General features: G+C 43.5%; 13 protein-coding genes and 3 riboswitches. Of the genes, 1 reads left to right on the forward strand and 12 read right to left on the reverse strand.

Going from position 1 to position 20,736, the window contains the following annotated elements:
• Positions 1–30 precede the first annotated feature (30 nt).
• A riboswitch (cobalamin riboswitch) is annotated at positions 31–221 on the reverse strand.
• 321 nt (positions 222–542) lie between these two features.
• The 12 genes from GKG41_RS00395 to GKG41_RS00450 all read right to left on the reverse strand — a co-directional run bounded on the left by GKG41_RS00395 (position 543) and on the right by GKG41_RS00450 (position 18,639).
• On the reverse strand, positions 543–1,256 hold the full coding sequence (locus GKG41_RS00395; RefSeq protein WP_154256319.1) for an Ig-like domain-containing protein: 714 nt from the start codon (positions 1,254–1,256) through the stop codon (positions 543–545).
• Between the two features lie 7 nt (positions 1,257–1,263).
• Positions 1,264–1,875 (reverse strand): InlB B-repeat-containing protein, encoded by a 612-nt coding sequence (locus tag GKG41_RS00400; RefSeq protein WP_154256321.1) that lies wholly within the window; start codon positions 1,873–1,875, stop codon positions 1,264–1,266.
• Positions 1,857–2,399 carry a hypothetical protein gene (locus GKG41_RS00405; RefSeq protein ID WP_154256323.1) on the reverse strand — a complete coding sequence of 181 codons (543 nt, stop codon included), beginning with the start codon at positions 2,397–2,399 and terminating at the stop codon, positions 1,857–1,859. The genes GKG41_RS00400 and GKG41_RS00405 overlap by 19 nt, the downstream gene beginning before the upstream one ends.
• Entirely contained in the window at positions 2,396–2,563 is a 168-nt protein-coding gene (locus GKG41_RS00410) for a hypothetical protein (protein WP_154256325.1), read from the reverse strand. The genes GKG41_RS00405 and GKG41_RS00410 overlap by 4 nt, the downstream gene beginning before the upstream one ends.
• A gap of 189 nt (positions 2,564–2,752) precedes the next feature.
• Positions 2,753–2,942: riboswitch (cobalamin riboswitch) on the reverse strand.
• A gap of 79 nt (positions 2,943–3,021) precedes the next feature.
• Positions 3,022–3,780, reverse strand: a complete 759-nt coding sequence (locus GKG41_RS00415) for a hypothetical protein (RefSeq protein ID WP_154256327.1) — start codon at positions 3,778–3,780, stop codon at positions 3,022–3,024.
• A gap of 332 nt (positions 3,781–4,112) precedes the next feature.
• Positions 4,113–9,446, reverse strand: a complete 5,334-nt coding sequence (locus tag GKG41_RS00420; RefSeq protein ID WP_154256329.1) for an Ig-like domain-containing protein — start codon at positions 9,444–9,446, stop codon at positions 4,113–4,115.
• A 201-nt stretch (positions 9,447–9,647) separates the two neighbouring features.
• Positions 9,648–9,840, reverse strand: a riboswitch (cobalamin riboswitch).
• Positions 9,841–9,910: 70 nt separating this feature from the next.
• Complete coding sequence (locus GKG41_RS00425; protein ID WP_154256331.1) at positions 9,911–11,224, reverse strand: hypothetical protein; 1,314 nt, start codon at positions 11,222–11,224, stop codon at positions 9,911–9,913.
• Positions 11,225–11,367: 143 nt separating this feature from the next.
• A complete protein-coding gene (nifJ, locus tag GKG41_RS00430; RefSeq protein ID WP_072848133.1) occupies positions 11,368–14,910 on the reverse strand; it encodes a pyruvate:ferredoxin (flavodoxin) oxidoreductase in 3,543 nt (1,180 codons plus the stop codon).
• A gap of 172 nt (positions 14,911–15,082) precedes the next feature.
• The gene (locus GKG41_RS00435) at positions 15,083–15,484 is read right to left on the reverse strand and encodes an Rrf2 family transcriptional regulator (RefSeq protein WP_072848135.1); all 402 of its coding nucleotides are present in this window, start codon (positions 15,482–15,484) and stop codon (positions 15,083–15,085) included.
• 168 nt (positions 15,485–15,652) lie between these two features.
• Positions 15,653–17,089: a DEAD/DEAH box helicase gene (locus GKG41_RS00440; RefSeq protein WP_154256333.1), complete on the reverse strand. Its 1,437-nt coding sequence runs from the start codon at positions 17,087–17,089 to the stop codon at positions 15,653–15,655.
• A 12-nt stretch (positions 17,090–17,101) separates the two neighbouring features.
• The gene (locus GKG41_RS00445) at positions 17,102–17,680 is read right to left on the reverse strand and encodes an NUDIX domain-containing protein (RefSeq protein ID WP_173015480.1); all 579 of its coding nucleotides are present in this window, start codon (positions 17,678–17,680) and stop codon (positions 17,102–17,104) included.
• A gap of 11 nt (positions 17,681–17,691) precedes the next feature.
• The gene (locus tag GKG41_RS00450; protein ID WP_072848141.1) at positions 17,692–18,639 is read right to left on the reverse strand and encodes an AEC family transporter; all 948 of its coding nucleotides are present in this window, start codon (positions 18,637–18,639) and stop codon (positions 17,692–17,694) included.
• A 416-nt stretch (positions 18,640–19,055) separates the two neighbouring features.
• Here GKG41_RS00450 and GKG41_RS00455 point away from each other — a divergent pair, with 416 nt between their 5' ends.
• Positions 19,056–20,687, forward strand: a complete 1,632-nt coding sequence (locus GKG41_RS00455; protein ID WP_072848143.1) for an ATP-binding cassette domain-containing protein — start codon at positions 19,056–19,058, stop codon at positions 20,685–20,687.
• Positions 20,688–20,736: the final 49 nt, after the last annotated feature.

The raw sequence follows: 20,736 nt of genomic DNA on the forward strand, positions 1-20,736 counted from the left end.
AAAATAAGAGCTTCGCCTTGCCTACGAACCCTTTCCTCCACACAATGCGTCCAATATCCTGACTCAAGTTCCTCCTACTGACAGCGCCTTCCCAAATTATCATTTCAGTGGCCAATGCTGCGTTCGTCCCTTTTACAGTAGAGATAGACTGTTTCGGATTCTCACCGAATTCCTGATAAACGCCGATAAATCTTCGGCAGACCGCATCTGGTTGTTCATTTTTAAAAGATGTTTTCTAAAATATAAAAAATCTCCCCAGCAAATAAACTGAGAAGATTATAGACAATACCTTTTTCTTTTCGCTACACAACAATCACAAGCTGCGTTATTGCTTCTGGCTTAGATAGTATTATCCATACAGAGTCCTCAGAACGCGTCAGAATCTCACTGACTTACTTTCAAACTGTCATATCCGTATATGACAGACCGCAACTTTTATTTACTTTTATTTTTAGTTATTTCAATAATAATTGTTAAGATTAGAATAATAAATTTATAACAAATTGTCAATAGCTATGGCCCAAATGAATGTCATTTATTTTTCAATTTTCATCCTCATAAAATTTGTATACTATTTCATTACCTATTATAAACATTAAAACAGGGTGTTTTCTTCTTTCAGAAAACACCCCATGACTTAACGCGGGCCAGGTTCCGTCACTGTAACGGTACCACCAGCCTCTGCTGTTGCTTTTCCAGGCTCCTTGATAAGTAACTGTCACTTTGCACACAGCCGTTATATTACCGTTTTCTGCTATTACCGTAATGTTAGCCGTACCTTCTTCTCCTGCCGTGACCTTTCCATTTTTATCTACAGATGCCACTTTGGGATTAGAGGAACTCCAAACCTCATTTTTGTTGAATGCAGTCTCAGGAAAAATCTCAGCCTTTAATGTCACAGACCCCTTCTTATTCAGAACAACACTCGTCCGATCCAGAACAATCTTCTGTATAGTTTCTTCCTGACTCATTTGCTCATCCGTCTTGATGGCATCTATTACTTCTTTGGCCGCTTTTACAGCAGCATGCACACCGGTTATCTCCGATGCTTTATCAATAGCCTGGTTACCCGCCTCAATTGCTTTTGCCAATTCTTCTCTCTGAGCATCCCTGTAGTCGGCCGGATTTTTATAATTTTCCAGCTGAGTTTTGGCACTGGACTTAGCCTCAGCCAACTCCCTGTCATTCATCTGCTGATCTGTCTCTATCTGGTCTATCACCTTCATAGCATTTTTCAGAGCTGTATCACCCCCCAATGCGTCCTCAGCCGCATCTATAGCAGCTTCTCCTGCCTCTAATGGCCTCTTTTAGCTCCTTCTGCTGGGCAGTACGATAATCTTCTGGAGCTTTGTAACTGCTTAATGATTGTTTTGCCTCTTTTTTGACTGTGTCTAATGTGAGTTTCTCTTCCAGCCTTTTTATCTTTTCTTCCGCACTTGCCAGCTTCTGAAGGATTGTATTATCTACACGATTCTGCTGTTCCTGAATCATGGAGATATATAATGTTCTGGCAGCACTTACTGTCTCTTTATCTTCCAGGGTAAGTTCTTCTATTACCCACCCGCGAACTGTATCTGATAATTGCGCAACCGGAGTTTCATCCAGATTCCACTTGGCATAATATTTTTTATTCTCTGTACTTCCGGTGGTAATCTGCGTTACTTTCTGTCCCTCCAGATTCTCGTTGTCAAACCAGCCGTCAAATATATACACTTTGCGGATGATCTGACTGCTGTCAGGAAGCAGGATATCGCTGTCACCAGAGGTATAAGATTCCGGTACATCATATCCCACCAGGCTTCCCCCGTTGGTTTGCAGATCAATGGTATAGCTTTCCGTATACTGCGCATAAAGCGTTATATTATGTTCAGGCATGGATAACACTTCTCCTGCCTTATAAGATGTACCGTCTCCATCCGGACTTGTATTCCAACTTGCAAACGCTTTTCCAGATGCATAGCTAAAGCCTGTAACGACATACCTGTCATATCAGGATCCGGAGTCTTGCCACTCAGCGCCCAGCCTCCCTTTACTCCTGCATTGGTGGTGATTTCCTGTCTCAGTATTTCATCAATCATCTTCCCCTTCGTATTATAATCCTCAGGGGTACCCTCTGAAGGAGAATCATATAAAGAATAGTCACCGGTATTCAGAGCAATGAGCTCCCACACGGGACCGTTTAGTCCCTGCCGAACCGCATACTTATAAGACTGGGAAAGCTTATCGATAAAATCATACCCGGCCACATTGGACACGTTATAGCCAAGTGCAGTCAAGGAAAGAAATACACGACTGTATTCCGTACTTTTTTTATCATGCAGGATTCCTTCACAATCAACAGTATATGTCTCCACTTTCTCAATATACTGATCGAAATACCCCTCTGGTATGTAATTCATATAATCGCTTCCTGTGTACATCCCTCAAGCAGATCCATAACAGACCATTCTCCTCCGGAAGTTCCAAACGTGGGTTCCGGCACTGTCTCAAGAATATACCGGGCTGCAGCATTCAAATAGAATCCTATGTCCGGGGATTCATCTTCCCAAAACCGAATATCCATCTCTTTGGGCGCATCTCCTTTGGAATCCCACGCCTCAGCAGATACGTTGGCCGGAAAGCTGCCGAATTAAAGCATAACTACTAATATCCAGGCGCAAAAACGTCTTCCATGTCTTTGATTCTTCGTTCTTTTTCTCGTCCTCCTTTTCTTTTATGCATAAAAAGAAAAGCTCTGTCTTTACTAACAGATGCTTTTTTCACGCAGTATGCCAGATATCCTGACTTGAGTTCTTCCTACCAGCAGCACCTTCCCGGATAGTTCCAGTGGTTTTACGCTGCTTTCGTCCCTCACACAGTAGAGAAAGGCTGTTCCGGATTCTCACCGGATTCCCTGTAAACTGACTCATTGCTGAGCACAGACCATACCGTTTATTCTTTTTACTTTACTGCCTAATTATACCAATTGGTTAAAAACATTCCACATTTCATTGTACTTCTTTTAAAAAATCTTATCCCCTTTTAATATTTCTGAAATGGATAAGCCTCATAAAAAGCCAGAGCTTGTTCTGGGGAACATCCCAGGCTTAAATCTAACTGTGCTTCAATGGTTCCATCCCATATATCAGTTACAAGCCCATACGTCCCGCCCTCCTTCTCCCCCGTAAACAGATAATATTTGCACGCATCCTTCTCTTCAGAGGAAGTACTGGGATATATCCCTATTTTCTCCAGATTGCCCGCTCCCATTGCTCCTGTATATATTACTTTATAATAGCCCTGATTCTGAAGATCCGACTTTGTTTCTTCTACTGTAGATACGTCTGTGAGTATCAAATAAATCCCTGCCGTAAGTATAATTCCCGCATAACACAAGCTTACCAGAAATGAGAGCTTAACAGCCATGAAGTAACGCAGATACTTTTTCCCTGCTGCATATATACCAACAGAACATACAAACGGTATGGCAAAGTATCCTTTCATATCATGAGGATTTGTAATCATATTCCTCGCCCAGCTCACCGTCCATAACATAATCACTATAGCGCTAATAATGGAAAATATTTTAAGTTCTGGTATCTCCGCTCCTTCTGCCGTAAGCTTTTCCTGCGCTCTTTTTTCTTTTGTATAGAAGAAGCCATATACAGGAGGTATGGCTGCAATCCACACCAGACCGGTTTCAACAGCTCCTCCGAACCTAAAATTAGTGATATAAAACAAAAGTAGTACTGTTATCACATATATAATAAATGCTGTTATTGTGCCCTTTTTTTCTTTCACCTTCATGTCCTTAAATACTTGTTTCTGCCCAAAAGCAAAACATTTTCCTTTCCATCTATTTTCAGATAGTATCACCTTCTGCCAGCCACTTTTGGGGAATCCGGCAATACCATATGTCTTCATTGGGCTCAAATGGTACAGGATGTCCTTTCTCTTTATGGTAAAATCCTTTGCGAAACCCTTTTTCTATAATTCTACCATAAGGCTGGCTAAAATGTCTTAGATTATTTACACATATATTTTTATTTTTTGTATGACTTTTTTTGTTCTTATCCGTATATCTATTTAAGAAAAAGAGAGGTCGCCCTCTCTTTTTCATGTTAGCTGTCTGTCTATCTTGTCTTCGTCCATACTCCTGACTTGTTTACATAGTACCTGCCTACCCACGAATCAGAAGCCATTTTCCCGCTTTTCTGAAGATAATACCACTTACCGGACAGTTGGAGCCAGCCGATGGCCATTGCCCCGCTCTCTCTCAGATAGTACCAGGTTCCCCCTATTTTCTGCCAGCCGGTTAGCATCGCTCCGCTTCCATTGCTGTAATACCAGGTACTTCCAACCTTATACCAGCCAGTCTGCATCGCTCCGCTTCCATTCAGATAGTACCATTTACCCGAAAGCTGGATCCAGCCAGTGGCCATTGCCCCGCTCTCTCTCAGATAGTACCAGGTTCCTCCTATTTTCTGCCAGCCGGTCAGCATTGCTCCGCTTCCATTGCTGTAATACCAGGTATTACCCACCTTATACCAGCCGGTCAGCATCCGACCGCTTCCATTCAGGTAGTACCAGGTATTTCCCTGCTTCAGCCATCCGGTAGACATCAGGCTGTCATTTTTCAGATAATACCACACACCGTCAATCTTCTGCCAGCCAATAAGAGCCGAACCCTCTGTTGTATGGTAAGACCATCTTCCACCCAGAGATACCCAGCCGGTTTTCATATATCCAGCCCCATCAAAGGCATAATATCCTCTTCCTATCTTCATCCGGCAGTTCGAGAGCCATGAGCCGTCATTATACCCATACCACCAGCCTTTTCCATCCTTTTTCCAGGTTCCGCCAAAGTCAACTGTCACTTTACATTCTGCCGTTTTTCCACCGTCATTGGAAGTAACCGAAATCACAGCAGTTCCCTCTTTGCCGGAAGTAACCATACCAGTTTGATCTACGGAAGCCACCGCAGGGTTAGAAGAACTCCAGCTTACCACTTTATCCAAAGCTGTATCCGGAGTTATTACTGCTTTCAGCCGGGTACTTCCTCCCTTACCTAAGGAAAGGTTTGTATGATTCAATGCTACTTCACTTACAAGCTCTTCTGGTTTCAGAGAATTAATATAATAGATAACCGGTTCTTTCTCTGCTTCCTGCACAATCACCCGAATAATTCCTTCCCGGGGCATGGATTCAAAAGTTCTGCTTGTTCCCCTCTGATTATTGATGTAGACATTGGCATCTACCGGAGCGTCCACAGCTACAGTTACCTTCTGCTCCTCTACTTTTACCTTATAGGAGTTGACTCCCTCCTGCATTGCTAAAGCCTCTCCGTTTACCGTGATACTGGCAGGTGCATTCGTCTTTCCTACTTCTTTGTCTTCTTGTGCAGCGGTTACTATTGAGTTAACTTCTGTAGATTTTTCACCGATTGCCCCTCCGTCCACATGGGATGCTGTCTGAATTTTGACATACTGGATACTGTCCAGATAAACTGGATTTCCCTCTGCATCTACTGCCCAGTCCAGATCAAAGCCATCACCGTAGCCTTCTCTGTCTGTGCCGTAGGGGTTTCCTGCCTCACCCGTAACCGTAACATCTTCACCTGTTCCCCCAACGGATTTAGAGTTCGTATGTACATCCGCATATCCGAAATCAGGAAATGCTGCAGCCGCTGTTCCATAATCGTCTTTGGCATCGCTTTTCAGAAGTGCGCCCGTAACTGTTACAGGCTGGTCAGAGTCAAATTCCGCATTGGGATAGTATTCATTTTTGGGAGGATGCATTCCCAAACTCATTGTCCCTGTATTTCCATACATATCCGTCCAATCGATTCTATTGTTTTTACCGTTGGATTCACCTTTGCTGTATGTGAGCTGATAATTCCATACTGTATTGTCATCAAAATAATCCGAGCCGGCCAGCATGAACCAGTTTTCTCCATCCTCCGAAACCATCACATTACCCGGCTCTGAAAAGCCTCCTCCCCCATTGGAGTTGCCATAGACAATAAAATCTATTCCGTAGGGATTCGCCGGATCGTTTTTCACAGGATTTGCAAATTTATATGTTATATATCCTCCGAATCCTCCCAGAGAGATAGGGGTATTCCAGCTGGCCCCTCCCATCAGCGAACGCTCCGGGAATAGACCATAATTGCCCATATTCGTATACTGAGAGCCTATGCAGAAATAGTCTACCACTTCCAGATCTGTGCGAAGATTTTTCCTAACAACATTCAGTCTGTAGCTGGCGGTCTGATCCCCTGCTTTCATCTGAAAGTTTACCGACTGTCCGCCTAAGCCCATAAGCCATTGAGGAAGGTAAATATCGCCGTCAGCTGCTGAGGTCACATCTATGCTCATCTTATAGATTCCTTCACTGTCCGGAACCATTTTATTTCCTTCGCTGTCATAGACCTCCACATCTTCCTCCGATACCCGGAAAGTAAATTCAAATGTATCCGTACCTAAAGGCAGATGAACATACGCAAATCTTGCCCCCTTATTGTCGTTCATACGTCTCTCAAACAGAGGAGTCCAGAAGATTCCTGTACTCAGTTTGGGATCTTTGATTAATTTTGCGGTCAAATCAACATAATCAGGAATTCTTACTTTAAGTACTTCACTGATTCCAGCCTCATTTTTCACAGTCAGAAACAGCTCTGCCGCCCCTTCTGCGAGTTCTTTCACAGTAAAAGAATTTACCCCTTCCACCGCTGCCGTCCCATCGCCGCTGGTATCAATCTCCGGCGCCGGGCTGCCTTCCTCGGTTACCTGATAATAATAGGTTCCTTCCGTATCAGAGGTAAAGCTTATCTCGGCTTCTGTGCTGCTGATTCTCTTTGCACTGCCATCGCTTACAGAGGCTGGAGTCATTTTTGTCCCTTTTACGGTTACATCAACAGATACTGGCTGTCTGTATAACTTCTGCAGATCTTCAGATTCCGGATACTTCTCCGCATATTTTTCATATTTTATGCTGGATAAAACAGAGGAAATTGTTACGGAAGTGTTATTTTCCGGTCTTGTCACCAGTAGATTCTCATGGGTGATCACAGATGTATTGCTGGACTTAAAGGTCCGGTAGCCACTGGTTCCCATCTGATCATCCGGATTAATGTCCACCGGCTGAATGCCCTTCCCCGTATCATCGTTAATATGATAGGACCACTGCAATGCTGTTTGATCCTCGTTCCAGCTAACCTCACGGAATCCATGAAGGCTCTCAGTTACCTTATCTTTGGAAAGATTCCTCCCGTCATTAATTCCTTCAAAGTAGGATGCTTTTGCCTTTTCCATAAGAGTGATTTCACTGTCTATATCTTCCTGGGATAAGGGCTGTATTTTCAGTGGAATTTCCTTATAGACACTAATTCCATCTTTCGTATAAGTAATCACCAGATTTACCTCTGAGGCAGGACTGCCCGGCAGCGGCTGATAGACATATGTGCGGTATCCGTTGATGGTCATTACATCGGTGTTGCTGCTGGTTACTTTTATTTCTTTATTACTGTCAAAACCGATTTGGCTTGGAACCGGCAGCTTCATATCCCCGGTGACAGCGTCACAGTCCAAAGGTTCTTTCGTAATAAAATCTTTTAACTGTTCTGCTGTATAAGATGTATCCAGCTTTTGCTGCATCTGCGCCCGCTGTTCTTCCTCATCCCCTCCGGTTTTCTTTACAGCAACCTGAAATTCTTTCGTCAGGATGATATCCTCTTCATAGGTACTGTTGGTCTTCGTAAATGTAAACGCAGCGGTCAGCGTCACCTGGGTATCCGAAGACGGAATGGTAACTTTCCCTGTATAATTATTATAATCCCAGTCGTATCCATTCTTTACAATCTCAATAATTTCTGGATTAGAGGAAGTCCAGGTGATCTGTGTCAGACTGTTTCGGTAACTACCTCCCAGTATCTGGGGCAAATCAAGATCGGATGTCACTTCCTGCAGATTAACGTTTTCGCCCTTTATAGAATCCTCTGTTACTTTAGGCAGTTCTTCCTGTTCAAGCTTGTCTTTAACAGCCTGTCCATCCCAGCCGATCAAAGCTCTGTTAGTAATATCCTTTTCTGTGTCATTTAAGACCAGGTGATAGACAACATCCACATTTACCTGATAAACAGAAGAAAATCCGGCGTTTGCATAGTCATCAAAATTATAATAGGTAATCGCACCATCTGCCGCAACATGAGAATCTGAAGAAGATAAAATGGATACCTGAACATTTTCTGTTCCTTCTATATTCATAGATTTTATCTTCTCTTCCATCATTGTAACCATATTACTGTCCGTTCCATACGTAGGACGGAGGTTATATAATTTGGATTCAATCTGCTCTAACAGATCCGCATCTGTGACTGACGTATCCTTTATATGAAGCGTCACCGTATAGGTCTGGGAAGAATCAACAGAACCGTCATTAGCTGTAAAAGTCAGAGTGGAAGTTCCTGCCTTGTCAGGCTGATAACTATAAGATGCCTCTGCTTCCACGGGGGCATTGCCGTTTATACTCACTTTATAGTTTAATTCATCCTGATCCTCGTCAGTAAAAATAGTAGAAAGCTCCGCAGTATAGGCCTGTCCCAGATCCAGATTAGCTTCTGCTTTGGGGGCTACTCCCTCTTGAAGCTTAGGCGGATGATTCACTTCCCCGGTCTGTACTGTGATGCTATACACCTCTGCCGGGGTTTGAGCCCCGTCTCCTCCGGCCTGGTTATTCATAGACGGCCAGGCAGGATCTCCGCATTTGACAGTTATCACTGTTCCATTTTCTACCGGTATATCCTGAGTTCTTTTGTACTCTGTCCCATCTACACTGGATCTAACCTGAAAATTCTTATTGACAGCCGTAGGAGTCACTGTAACACTTTTCGTTCCCTCAGGGACCGTAAGAGTATACTCTTTCACGTCCCCCGAAAATGCCGGTTCCAGTTCTCCCTCACTGCATTCTAACGCGCTCAGTGTTTTATTGTTATTGCTCCAGGAACTTCCAACGTCCTCGCCGTAATTCAGTGTATAAAGGATAGATACGGTATCCCCGTCCCCCAGTCCTCCGCTTTCCACTGTAAAGTCTCCAAACCCGGCATTAGTAAACCAGTCGTTGATGGTTCCCATCCAGCCGCTTCCGCTTCCCCGGTCAAAAGCGGCCAGACCCCCTATGGATGATATGTAATTGCTCTCTGCCCCCACTACTTCCATACCGTTGGCCTCGGCCAATCTTACAATCACATCCATAGTGCTGTCTGTCTGATAGAGGTCTACCCATCCTTCTGCCATAACACCTCTGGGATCCGGATAGGTTTCTCCTGCCGGTGTAGGCACTGTGTCCTCAATACTTACATAAACTTCTCCAATTGGCACGCTGCTGTCTGCAGCTGCCGGTACAGGGATGGAGGTGATACATAGTATAACAGCAGTCAACATCCCCAAAACTCTTCTCATTTTTTTCATTTTGACTTCCCTCCTTGTTTTATTTAATCTGGCATTTCTTTCTTTTTGATTTCTTTCTTTTTGTCAACCACCTCCCACATATTTCCCGGTTCTTTTTTTCGCCAAACTAGAAAAGGGCCTTCCGCCTTGTAAGCAGAAGAACCCTTTATTCTCTCTGATTTTGTGCACGAAAAAAAGCATACTTCCTTCACCCGGAACTATTGCTCTCTTCCTGAATATGGCAGGTATCCTGACTCCGCTTCCTCCTCAAAGACCCCTTCCCGGAATTCTTCCAGTGGTATTGGCCCTCTTGTCCGCATTACAGTAGTGGTGACTGTTCCGGAATTTCACCGGATTCCCTTTTGCTGATTACAGCTAAACTAACTGCCATCAGACCATATCAGTATTATCCTTGTTCATATAAAATATATCATAAAAACATTATTTTCGCAATCATAACATTGTAAACCACTCACCTCTATATCCTACTCAGGAATATAGGTAACTCCCTTTGCCTCTGAAAAAGATTCCCCGTCACTGCTGTACCAATTAATTCTTATCACATTATCCCCTGGTTTCAGAAGTACGTGATAACTTCCGTCCTCGCTGCATGATAGTAATTCGTTGTTTAGATACACTACAGATGGAACAGGTTCAAATGTATCCACATTCCTCACGATATCAGTGAAAACATATTCGGGATCCGTTACCGTTCCTTCTCCCATAGGAGAATAGAATACAGCCTCGGCTTCCGGCATAATCCAACACAAAATCAAAACTTCCCTCTCCTCAATCACTTCGCCGTCCCAGAGCATACGAATTCTGATTATATTATCACCATCCGTCATCTTAGCTATGTAGGTCTTCCCATCTGCTTCAGGCGCCAAAAGTTTGTCCCTGAGATATACTTCTACTGTGTATTCTCTGTCATTTCTTACACCGTATGCATAGAATTCATACTTTTCTCTGGTATAAAGCCCGTCCTCCGGTTCTGCCAGATTTGTCACCAGCTCCATAGGAGAGATAATTGTGGGAACATTGTAGGTTTTACTTACAGATAGTATCTCTCCGTCCGAGGATTTATAACTCACCTTTATCAATATATCATTTGACTGGTTAGGCAGAAGATCAACTGTCCACAGAGAATCTTCGCACACACCTGTCTCTCTTCCGTTTACGTAAACCTTACATTCTGTAACCACGATACCTTTGGGATAAGAAATCTGAAATGAATATTTGGTATCATATACAGAAATACCATCTCGAATACTCGTATCGAAGATAAAGGAACTTGAAGGATCCGTCTTTGTATTGGACTCATTCGTATCAGCAGGCAGAATCTCTGAATTTTCAGTTTCAGCCTCCGAACCTGATAAATCTGGAAATGCCGGTGTACCCGCAGATATTTCGGATATAGAGACAGAGATACTCTCTTCTGTAATTGTTTCTGATTTACTAATAAAATTATTCTTATCTGTCTCCAAATAAGAGGCTGGTTCAGTTACCCCTCCAGGTTTTTCAGTGGACAGTAGGCCGAGCATTCCAAGTCCTGCATATCCGCAGACGGACAATGCGGGGATTTCCGGATCGTGAACTTCATCCCCTATCGTGTTGTCCTCCTGTGCAGTTTTGTTGTCCACATAGTCCAAAGTTGCAGTTTTGGATATAGTCATTGACAGTAAAAGTATGAAAATAAAAATTATTGCACTGAGGCCCACAGCTATCTTAGTATGCTCTATACTTCTGCAATAAATCCTGTATCTTATCAAGCTGGCATCTGCACTTATATTATGTAACATCTCCTGCTTTCCTTCTCCATTTCTGTCTTTTTCATTTTACAAGCGTAACACAACTGACGTCAAATGTCATCTGAAATATCACCCGACAAAAAGAAAAAAGCGCCACTCCCAAGAGCGACGCTTTTGTTATCTATTCCTGATAATTAGTTCTCCCCACCGTACAATGTGATTAACTTATTCAGGTATTCATATCTTTCTTTCGCGAACTTCTCAGACTGTTCAAACAGTACTGCAGCCTTTTCAGGATTAGAACGCTTCAGAGAATTGTAGCGAACCTCACCATCCAGGAATTCCTGATAGCTTTCTGTAGGTGCTTTACTGTCTAAGGAGAATGCAGGTTTTCCTTCTGCCTTTAATTCAGGATTGAAGCGGAAGCAATGCCAGTATCCTGACTTAACAGCCAGTTCTTCTTCTGTCTGAGCTTTGCTCATGCCCTTCTTAATACCATGGTTGATACATGGAGCATAAGCAATGATCAAAGATGGTCCGGGATATGCCTCAGCCTCTGCAATCGCTTTTACTGTCTGATTATAATCAGCACCCATAGCAATCTGAGCAACATATACATAGCCGTAACTCATGGCAATACTAGCGAGATCTTTCTTCTTCACCTCTTTACCGCCTGCTGCAAACTGTGCCACAGCTCCTGTCGGTGTGGATTTTGAAGACTGTCCACCGGTATTGGAGTAAACTTCTGTGTCGAATACCATAATGTTGATATCCTGTCCGCTTGCCAGTACATGGTCAACACCGCCAAATCCAATGTCATAAGCCCATCCGTCTCCACCGAAAATCCACTGGGATTTTTTAGCTAAGAAATCTTTCTGTTTTAAGATCTCCTGGCCTTTTTCGCATCCGCATGCTTCCAGTGCGGCAATCAGTTTGTCCGTAGCAGTTCCGTTGGTAGCACCGCAATTGTAGCTGTCTAACCAAGCCTGTCCTGCTGCTTTTACTTCTTCGTTTGTTCCGTTGGCAACCACATCTTCCACTTTTGCTTTCAGACCGTTTCTCACAGCCTTCTGAGCCAATAACATACCGTATCCAAACTCTGCGTTGTCTTCAAACAAAGAGTTGCACCATGCAGGACCCTGGCCCTTAGCATTTACAGTATATGGTGTGGATGGTGAAGAGTTACCCCAGATGGAGGAGCATCCGGTTGCATTCGCAATATACATTCTGTCACCGAATAATTGTGTGATCAGTTTGGCATAAGGAGTCTCCCCACAGCCTGCACAGGCGCCTGAGAACTCAAGCAATGGCTGTTTGAACTGACTTCCCTTTACTGTATTTTCTTTAAATTTAGCGACAACATCTTCTTTTACAGGAAGTGTTCTGGTGTAATCGAAGTATACCTGCTCTCCTGCGTTGGCTTCCATGTTTTCCATAGCAAGCGCTTTTGCACCCTTCTTGCCCGGGCAAACATTTGCACAGGATCCACATCCGGTACAGTCATAGGCTGAAATTGAGATGGCGAATTTGTAATCAGCCATACCTGTCATTGGCAATGTCTTCATTCCCTCCGGTGCGTTAGCAGCCTCTTCTTCTGTTAAAGCGATTGGACGGATAACAGCGTGAGGACATACATAAGCACAGCGGTTACACTGAATACAGTTGTCTGGGTTCCATACAGGAATATCTACTGCGATACCACGTTTCTCGTAAGCAGATGAGCCGGATGGTGTACTGCCGTCTACATAATCGGTAAATGCAGATACCGGCAGGGAGTTACCTTCCTGAGCGTTAACCTTGCTCTGAATATTATTAACGAAATCTACAACGTCTTTTCTGCCGCCTTCTGCATGTGTCATTGCCAGACCTTCGTCAGCAGCGCTCTTCCAGGATTCCGGCACCTGAATCTCTACGACCTGTTTTGCACCGGCGTCAATGGCGTCATAGTTCATCTGAACAATCTTATCGCCTTTTCTTCCGTAAGTAGCCTTAGCGGCTGCTTTCATCAGATCAATAGCCTGATCCTCAGGAATGATATTGGCCAATTTGAAGAATGCAGACTGAAGAACCGTATTGATACGTCCGCCAAGTCCGATTTCTTTACCAATCTTAATACCATCGATGATATAGAACTTAATTCCGTGATTTGCGATAAAGCTCTTTACCTGTCCTGGCAGATGTTTCTCAAGGCCTTCCATATCCCATGGGCAGTTTAATAAGAAGGTACCACCGTCTACTAATTCCTGAACCATGTTGTATTTATTCACATAAGAAGGATTGTGGCAGGCAACAAAGTTTGCTTTGTGGATCAAATAAGTAGATTTGATTGCTTTTTTACCAAAACGTAAGTGAGACATTGTCACACCGCCGGATTTTTTGGAATCGTAATCAAAGTATGCCTGTGCATACATATCTGTGTTATCACCGATAATCTTGATGGAGTTCTTGTTGGCACCTACCGTACCATCTGCGCCCAGACCCCAGAACTTACAGTTAATGGTTCCTTCCGGAGTTGTAACAAGGGGAGCGCCTGTCTCAAGAGACAGATTCGTAACATCATCAACGATACCGATAGTAAATTTCTTCTTTTCTGTATTTTTATATACAGCTACGATCTGAGCAGGTGTTGTGTCTTTGGATCCTAAGCCGTAACGTCCTGAGAAAATAGGCACTGCATCGAATTTGGTATTCTTTAAAGCTGCAACTACATCTAAGTACAATGGCTCGCCAAGAGAACCTGGCTCTTTTGTTCTGTCTAATACGGAAATCTGTTTTACAGTGTCAGGAATTGCATTGATTAATGCCTCTGCACAGAATGGTCTGTAAAGACGAACTTTTACAACACCAACTTTTTCGCCTGCCGCTGTTAAGTAGTCAATAGTTTCTTCGATTGCATCACAGGCGGAACCCATAGCAATGATTACGTGCTCTGCGTCCTCTGCACCGTAATAGTTAAATAATTTATAGTCTGTGCCGATTTTGGCATTCACTTTGTCCATGTATTCCTGTACAATTGCAGGTAATGCATTGTAATATGGGTTACATGCTTCCCTTGCCTGGAAGAAGATATCTGGGTTCTGAGCGGAACCTCTCTGGCATGGGTGATTTGGATTCAGCGCATGAGTTCTGAACGCGTCTACTGCATCCATATCTACCAATTCTTTTAAATCTTCGTAATCCCATGTCTCGATCTTCTGGATCTCATGAGAAGTACGGAATCCGTCGAAGAAGTTGATGAACGGAACTTTTCCTTTGATTGCAGCACAGTGCGCAACCGGCGTCAAGTCCATAACTTCCTGTACGCTGGATTCACAAAGCATCGCGCAGCCCGTCTGACGGCACGCATATACGTCGGAATGATCTCCGAAGATGGATAACGCATGGCTTGCTAAAGCACGGGCAGATACGTTGAATACACCCGGAAGCTGCTCGCCGGCGATTTTATATAAGTTAGGAATCATAAGTAGCAGACCCTGAGATGCTGTATAAGTAGTTGTGAGAGCACCTGCTGCCAGAGAGCCGTGTACAGTACCTGCCGCACCTGCTTCAGACTGCATCTCTGTTACCTGTACTTCCTGTCCGAAAATGTTCTTTCTTCCCTGTGTAGCCCATTCATCTGTAGCTTCTGCCATCACAGATGATGGTGTGATAGGATAGATAGCGGCCACGTCTGTAAATGCATAGGATGCATGTGCAGCAGCATGGTTACCATCCATAGTTTTCATCTTTCTTGCCATTTGTTCTTTTCCTCCTTGAAAATTGTTCTGAACAATGTTCTTTTGGACCTGCAGATGCAGGTTTCCCGTTTGCATACTTCTACCCGAAGTCTAATCCACATTATAGCACGTTCCCATAGGAATGTCCAACCCCTCAATACTGGAAACATCAATGTTTTTTGAAAAAAACAATCTAGCTTTCCAGGATTTCGGCCATAGATTTGGAGCTAAGTTCGTCCATCATCAGCTGCTGAATCCTGCATAATTCTTTGTGGACCTGGCAATGCGCATGCACGGTGTCACGGGGACAGGGTTTATTGGGATCCAGGCATTCAATCATATAGAATGCGTCATCTACAGCCAAATAGAGATCCAGAAGTGTAATTTCTGCCGGAGATTTAGACAGGGCGTAGCCTCCGTTGCTGCCTCTGAAGCTTTGTACGATCCCCGCCTTTTCCAGTTTCTTAAGTATCTTATATACAAAGGCAGGGGTCAGCTCCTCCTTTCCGCAAATATCGTTCACGCAGGAACGCCCTCCAGAAGATAACGCCCGTACAATGCGAACTGCATAATCGCATTCTCTGGTTATTAACATTATTTTCCCACCATTCCTTTCTTTTGCATATTATTTCTATTTTACTGATTTATCATCATTCGCTCTACAGATATCATAACAATTCTGGAGAAAATATACCACTAATTTTTTCAAAAAAGACAACTAAAATATAGGAAAATTCGTAGTATATGGTAAAAAATGGTATATTTATTGTACTTTTATGCCTACTTTCCGATCATATGGCTTCCTCTGCCTGGAATTCCCCGCCATGCGACCGAATCCTGTTTTACGGAATTTATTCTTTCTCTTGTCAGGAACCGCCTCTTTCAGTTCTCTGCCCTTTTCTTCCCTGACCTCTCTGGAGAGAAAAGCTGCCGCAATATCAAGTGAAGTAATATCTTCTGTCTGCAGTTCAGAGAGATATTTTTCAATAGTATCTGTATATTTCAAATGTTGTTCACTTTTTAATATCTTATTGATCTCCCTAAATACCCGATCTGTCTTAACATCTTCAATCTCTGAAAGTTTTGGAATCTTCATGTATTTGATCTTAGCTTTTGTATAACGCATAATTTCCCTTAGCTTATACATATCTCTCGGTCCCACAAACGTATAGGAAGTTCCCGTCTTGTTCGCCCGGCCGGTCCGACCGATTCTGTGGACATAGTACTCCAGATCCTCTGGTATATCATAATTAAACACAGCTTCTACATTATCCACATCAATTCCTCTGGCAGCAACATCTGTGGCGATGAGTATCTCGGCTTCCTGGCTCTTAAACTTTTTCATAACTCTGTCACGCTGGGCCTGGCGCATATCCCCGTGAAGACCTTCTGCGCCGTAGCCTCTGGCCACTAATTCTTCGCTCAACTGATCTACCATCCGCTTTGTATTGCAGAAAATAATAGACAGTTTATAATTATTGAGATCAATCAAACGGGCCAGTACCTCAATCTTGTTTTCTTTGCTCACTTCCAGATAATATTGCTGTATGGAAGGAACGGTTATTTCCTTTTTGGTCACCTGTATTTTTTCCGGATGGTTTAAATATGTCTTCGCAATACTCAATATTGCCGGGGACAGGGTTGCTGAAAAGAGTACGGTCTGACGTTCTTTGGGGACTTTCTTTAGGATCTCATCAATATCTTCCCTGAATCCCATGTTCAGCATCTCGTCGGCCTCATCCAGAACCAGGTTCGTCAGGTGCTCCAGTTTTATGGTATGCCGCCGCATATGATCCATCAGCCTTCCTGGCGTTGCAACTATAATCTGGGGTTTCTTTTTCAGTGCGGTAATCTGCCGCTCTATATTCTGTCCTCCGTAAATAGGTACAATTCTGATGGAATTTTTATATTTCGTAAGCTTATACAGTTCTTCTGTTGTCTGAATCACCAACTCTCTGGTAGGGCAGAGGATAAGCCCCCGTACCTCTTTCGCCTCCATATCGATGGTCTCAATGAGAGGAATCCCGAAGGCGCAGGTCTTTCCCGTACCTGTAGGTGCTTGGGCGATGACATCTTTTCCTTCCAGAATTGGCACAATACTCTGACTCTGAATGGGGGTTGCCTCCTCGAAGCCCATGTGTCTGATTGCCCGTTTCAATTCTTTTGATATCTCTAAATCATTAAATAAAATATTTTCCATATAGGATTTTTCTCAACTTTCCTTTTTCTCTGCCTGTCTCAGCAGATTATTAATTTTGCTTAATACCCTGGCAAACTCCCTTGAGGTAAAACTGATATGGCTGTCTTTTCTTTTTGCCCATATCTCAAGTTCCCCGGCGTCATACCAGGCTACCGATTCTACCTCTTCTTTCTGCAGCACTAATTTCTCTGTAATCACCGGTTTCTGATACCAGAAAATAGTATCTCTTTCATAGTCTGTAAAAGCTTTCTCTCCCGAGGTTTCCAGCCAGTCATTACTCTGGCAGAACAAATATGTCAGATCACCCGGCTGTGCTGTAATTCCCAGCTCCTCTTTCATTTCTCTCACAGCTGTCTGCACGGCGCAGTCCCCCGCATCAATATGCCCTGCACAAGCAGTATCGTAATATCCCGGGTAAGACGCTTTTGACCTGCTTCTCTTCTGAATCAGAAATTCCAGATGCCCCTCTCTGATACGTGTCACATAAACTCTTATCACTCCGTGAAGAGCCCCCGCCATATGCGCCTCATACCGTTCCATTACAACTCCGGTTTTTGAACCGTCTTCCTGTAGTATTTCCAGTTTTTCCAATTTATTGCCTCCTATATCCATCCCAGGCTTTTGCTCAGGAAAATCCATCCTGTCAGCGTAACCGAACTTAGCAGCGTTGTAGCAGCCACTATGCTGGATGTCAGCACTCCGTCATTATCCATATTCTGAGCCATTATGTAACTGCTCACTGTGGTAGGGCCTGCCAACATAATCAATATAGCCATCATTTTCTCGTATCGGAATCCCATAGCAGCCGCCAGGGGTACAAATACCATAGGCAGAGCAATGAGCTTTATAAAGGCTCCTGCTATGGTTGGCTTAATTTTTGCCATAGCCTTCTTTCCCTCAAATCCTGCCCCCATGGCCAGGAGCGCAAGAGGCGTGGCAATAGCTGCAACGCTGTCCACCGTTTTATCCACTATGGCCGGGAACTTCAGCTTAGTCAGTGAAACTATCAGCCCAATGACAATTGCCAGTATAATGGGATTTTTCAGGATTTCTGTTAAGGAATCTTTTATTTTGCTGTTTTGACTGGAGGAGTCACCATTGCCCTCAAATGTGAGAATAATAACCGAAAAAATATTATACAGAGGGACGCAGCCAATAATCATTATGGGAGCCATCCCTGCATCACCATAAATATTTTGAATAAAGGCCACTCCCAAGACCGCAGCACTGCTCCTGAACGAAGCCTGTACCAGTGCACCTGTAATTGTTCTGTCCTTAACCAGTTTCTTTGCCAAAACCCATATCAGGACAATACTTACTACAGTGACCCCAGCACAGAATAAGACCATTTTGGTATCCCATTCCTCCTGAATAGAAGCTCTGGAGATATCTTTAAAAAGCAATACCGGGAGAGTTACTTTAAAGTTCAGACTGTTACAGACCTTTACAAATTCTGCTGTCAGCATTTTCTTCCTATATAATAGGTACCCCAGAACCATCACCAAAAAGACCGGAACCGTGGCATTCAGACTGAATATAAAGTTTTCCATGGTTTTTACACTTTCTTATTTTTTAAGCATTTGTAACGTATCTATTATAGACATGTTACTGGAATTAATCAATAACATTTTGAAAATTAGCTGGATTGAAGTATAAATTATGGTTTTGTGTATGTGAAGTTCGGGTGAAATAGTCGGCGAGCGGAGTGTCGCAGACGGACGGATATAGGAGGGAGCACCGGGGAGACAGGGCCAGGCCGACGACGCGGGATTTATCTCACCGTCCCTCCGCCACCTTATACCTTTCGACTGGAAAGACTCAAACTTAGTACATTAAATCCCAAGTAAACAAATTTTCCAATAGGTCTTGCAAAATCATAATTTTACTGTACAATAGATAAAGACTATGTATAAAAATAGGAGTGTAACCAAATATATCCATATATTAATAAAAGCGAGGTTTTAACATGATTGCAGCAAACAATGTCACATTGCGTATCGGCAAAAAAGCCCTGTTTGAGGACGTAAATATTAAATTTACTGAGGGTAACTGTTATGGCTTAATCGGAGCCAACGGTGCCGGAAAGTCAACATTTTTGAAAATTTTGTCCGGACAGTTGGAAACAACAAAGGGTGAAATCAATATCACACCCGGTCAGCGTCTTTCCTTTTTGCAGCAGGATCACTTCAAATATGATGCGTATCCTGTTCTGGACACGGTTATTATGGGTAATGCCCGTCTGTACCAGATTATGAAGGAAAAAGAAGCCATTTACGCAAAAGAGGAGTTTACAGACGAAGACGGAATCCGTGCCAGTGAACTTGAGGGTGAATTTGCAGAGATGAACGGATGGGAGGCTGAGTCAGATGCCGCTATGCTGCTGAATGGTCTTGGCATTGATACTTCACTCCACTATTCTATAATGAAAGATCTGAACGGAAGTGAAAAGGTAAAAGTACTGTTAGCCCAGGCATTATTCGGGAATCCGGATATTCTTCTTCTGGACGAGCCTACCAACCATCTGGATTTGGATGCTATCAGCTGGCTGGAAGAATTTTTGATTAACTTTGAGAATACTGTAATTGTGGTATCCCATGACCGTTATTTTCTGAACAAAGTTTGCACTCACACTGCGGATATCGACTATGGTAAGATTCAGCTCTACGCAGGCAACTATGACTTCTGGTATGAATCCAGCCAGCTGCTGGTGAAGCAGATGAAAGAGGCGAACAAAAAGAAAGAGGAAAAGATCAAGGAACTCCAGGAGTTTATCTCCCGGTTCAGCGCCAACGCTTCAAAATCCAAGCAGGCAACCTCCAGAAAAAGAGCACTGGAAAAGATCCAGTTGGACGATATACGGCCGTCCAGCAGGAAATATCCGTATATCGACTTCCGCCCCAACCGCGAAATTGGCAATGAAGTGCTTATGGTTGAAGGATTGAGCAAGACCATAGACGGAGTAAAGGTGCTGGATAATCTGACCTTCACCCTTGGACATAATGATAAGGTTGCCTTTGTAGGCAGTAATGAACTGGCGAAGACCACCCTGTTTCAGATTCTTATGGGTGAGACGGAGCCCGACGAGGGAACCTATAAATGGGGTGTTACCACATCCCAGGCATATTTTCCAAAAGACAGTACTTTAGAATTTGATAACGATTTAACCATAACAGACTGGCTGACCCAGTATTCAGAAATCAAAGATGCGACCTATGTCCGCGGCTTCCTGGGGCGTATGCTATTTCCAGGGGAAGACGGCATAAAAAAGGTAAAAGTACTTTCCGGAGGGGAGAAAGTACGATGCCTCCTATCTAAAATGATGATCTCAGGTGCTAACGTATTACTTCTGGATGAGCCCACCAATCATTTAGACATGGAATCTATCACGGCATTAAACAATGGCCTGATCAAATTCCCCGGAGTACTCCTCTTCGCGTCCCACGATCATCAGTTTGTAGAAACAACTGCAAACCGTATTATGGAAATCGTTCCCGGCGGCGCCTTAATTGATAAGATTACAACCTACGATGAATATCTTGCCAGTGATGAAATGGCCAGAAAACGTCAGGTATATACCATGACGGAAGAAGATAATTAAGTTTTATTCATTGGGGACAGGGCAGAACCATTTTGGGACACCCCGATCT

Origin of the sequence: Lactonifactor sp. BIOML-A5, assembly GCF_009677585.1 — a bacterium.
In the GTDB taxonomy this organism is placed as follows: Bacteria; Bacillota; Clostridia; order Lachnospirales; family Lachnospiraceae; genus Lactonifactor.

Coding starts and splice junctions, on each gene's coding strand:
- GKG41_RS00400 (WP_154256321.1), bottom strand. CDS start 1,875: ATGCCTGAACATAATATAACGCTTTATGCGCAGTATACGGAAAGCTAT.
- GKG41_RS00405 (WP_154256323.1), bottom strand. CDS start 2,399: ATGAATTACATACCAGAGGGGTATTTCGATCAGTATATTGAGAAAGTG.
- GKG41_RS00410 (WP_154256325.1), bottom strand. CDS start 2,563: ATGGATATTCGGTTTTGGGAAGATGAATCCCCGGACATAGGATTCTAT.
- GKG41_RS00420 (WP_154256329.1), bottom strand. CDS start 9,446: ATGAAAAAAATGAGAAGAGTTTTGGGGATGTTGACTGCTGTTATACTA.
- GKG41_RS00425 (WP_154256331.1), bottom strand. CDS start 11,224: ATGTTACATAATATAAGTGCAGATGCCAGCTTGATAAGATACAGGATT.
- nifJ (WP_072848133.1), bottom strand. CDS start 14,910: ATGGCAAGAAAGATGAAAACTATGGATGGTAACCATGCTGCTGCACAT.
- GKG41_RS00435 (WP_072848135.1), bottom strand. CDS start 15,484: ATGTTAATAACCAGAGAATGCGATTATGCAGTTCGCATTGTACGGGCG.
- GKG41_RS00440 (WP_154256333.1), bottom strand. CDS start 17,089: ATGGAAAATATTTTATTTAATGATTTAGAGATATCAAAAGAATTGAAA.
- GKG41_RS00450 (WP_072848141.1), bottom strand. CDS start 18,639: ATGGAAAACTTTATATTCAGTCTGAATGCCACGGTTCCGGTCTTTTTG.
- GKG41_RS00455 (WP_072848143.1), top strand. CDS start 19,056: ATGATTGCAGCAAACAATGTCACATTGCGTATCGGCAAAAAAGCCCTG.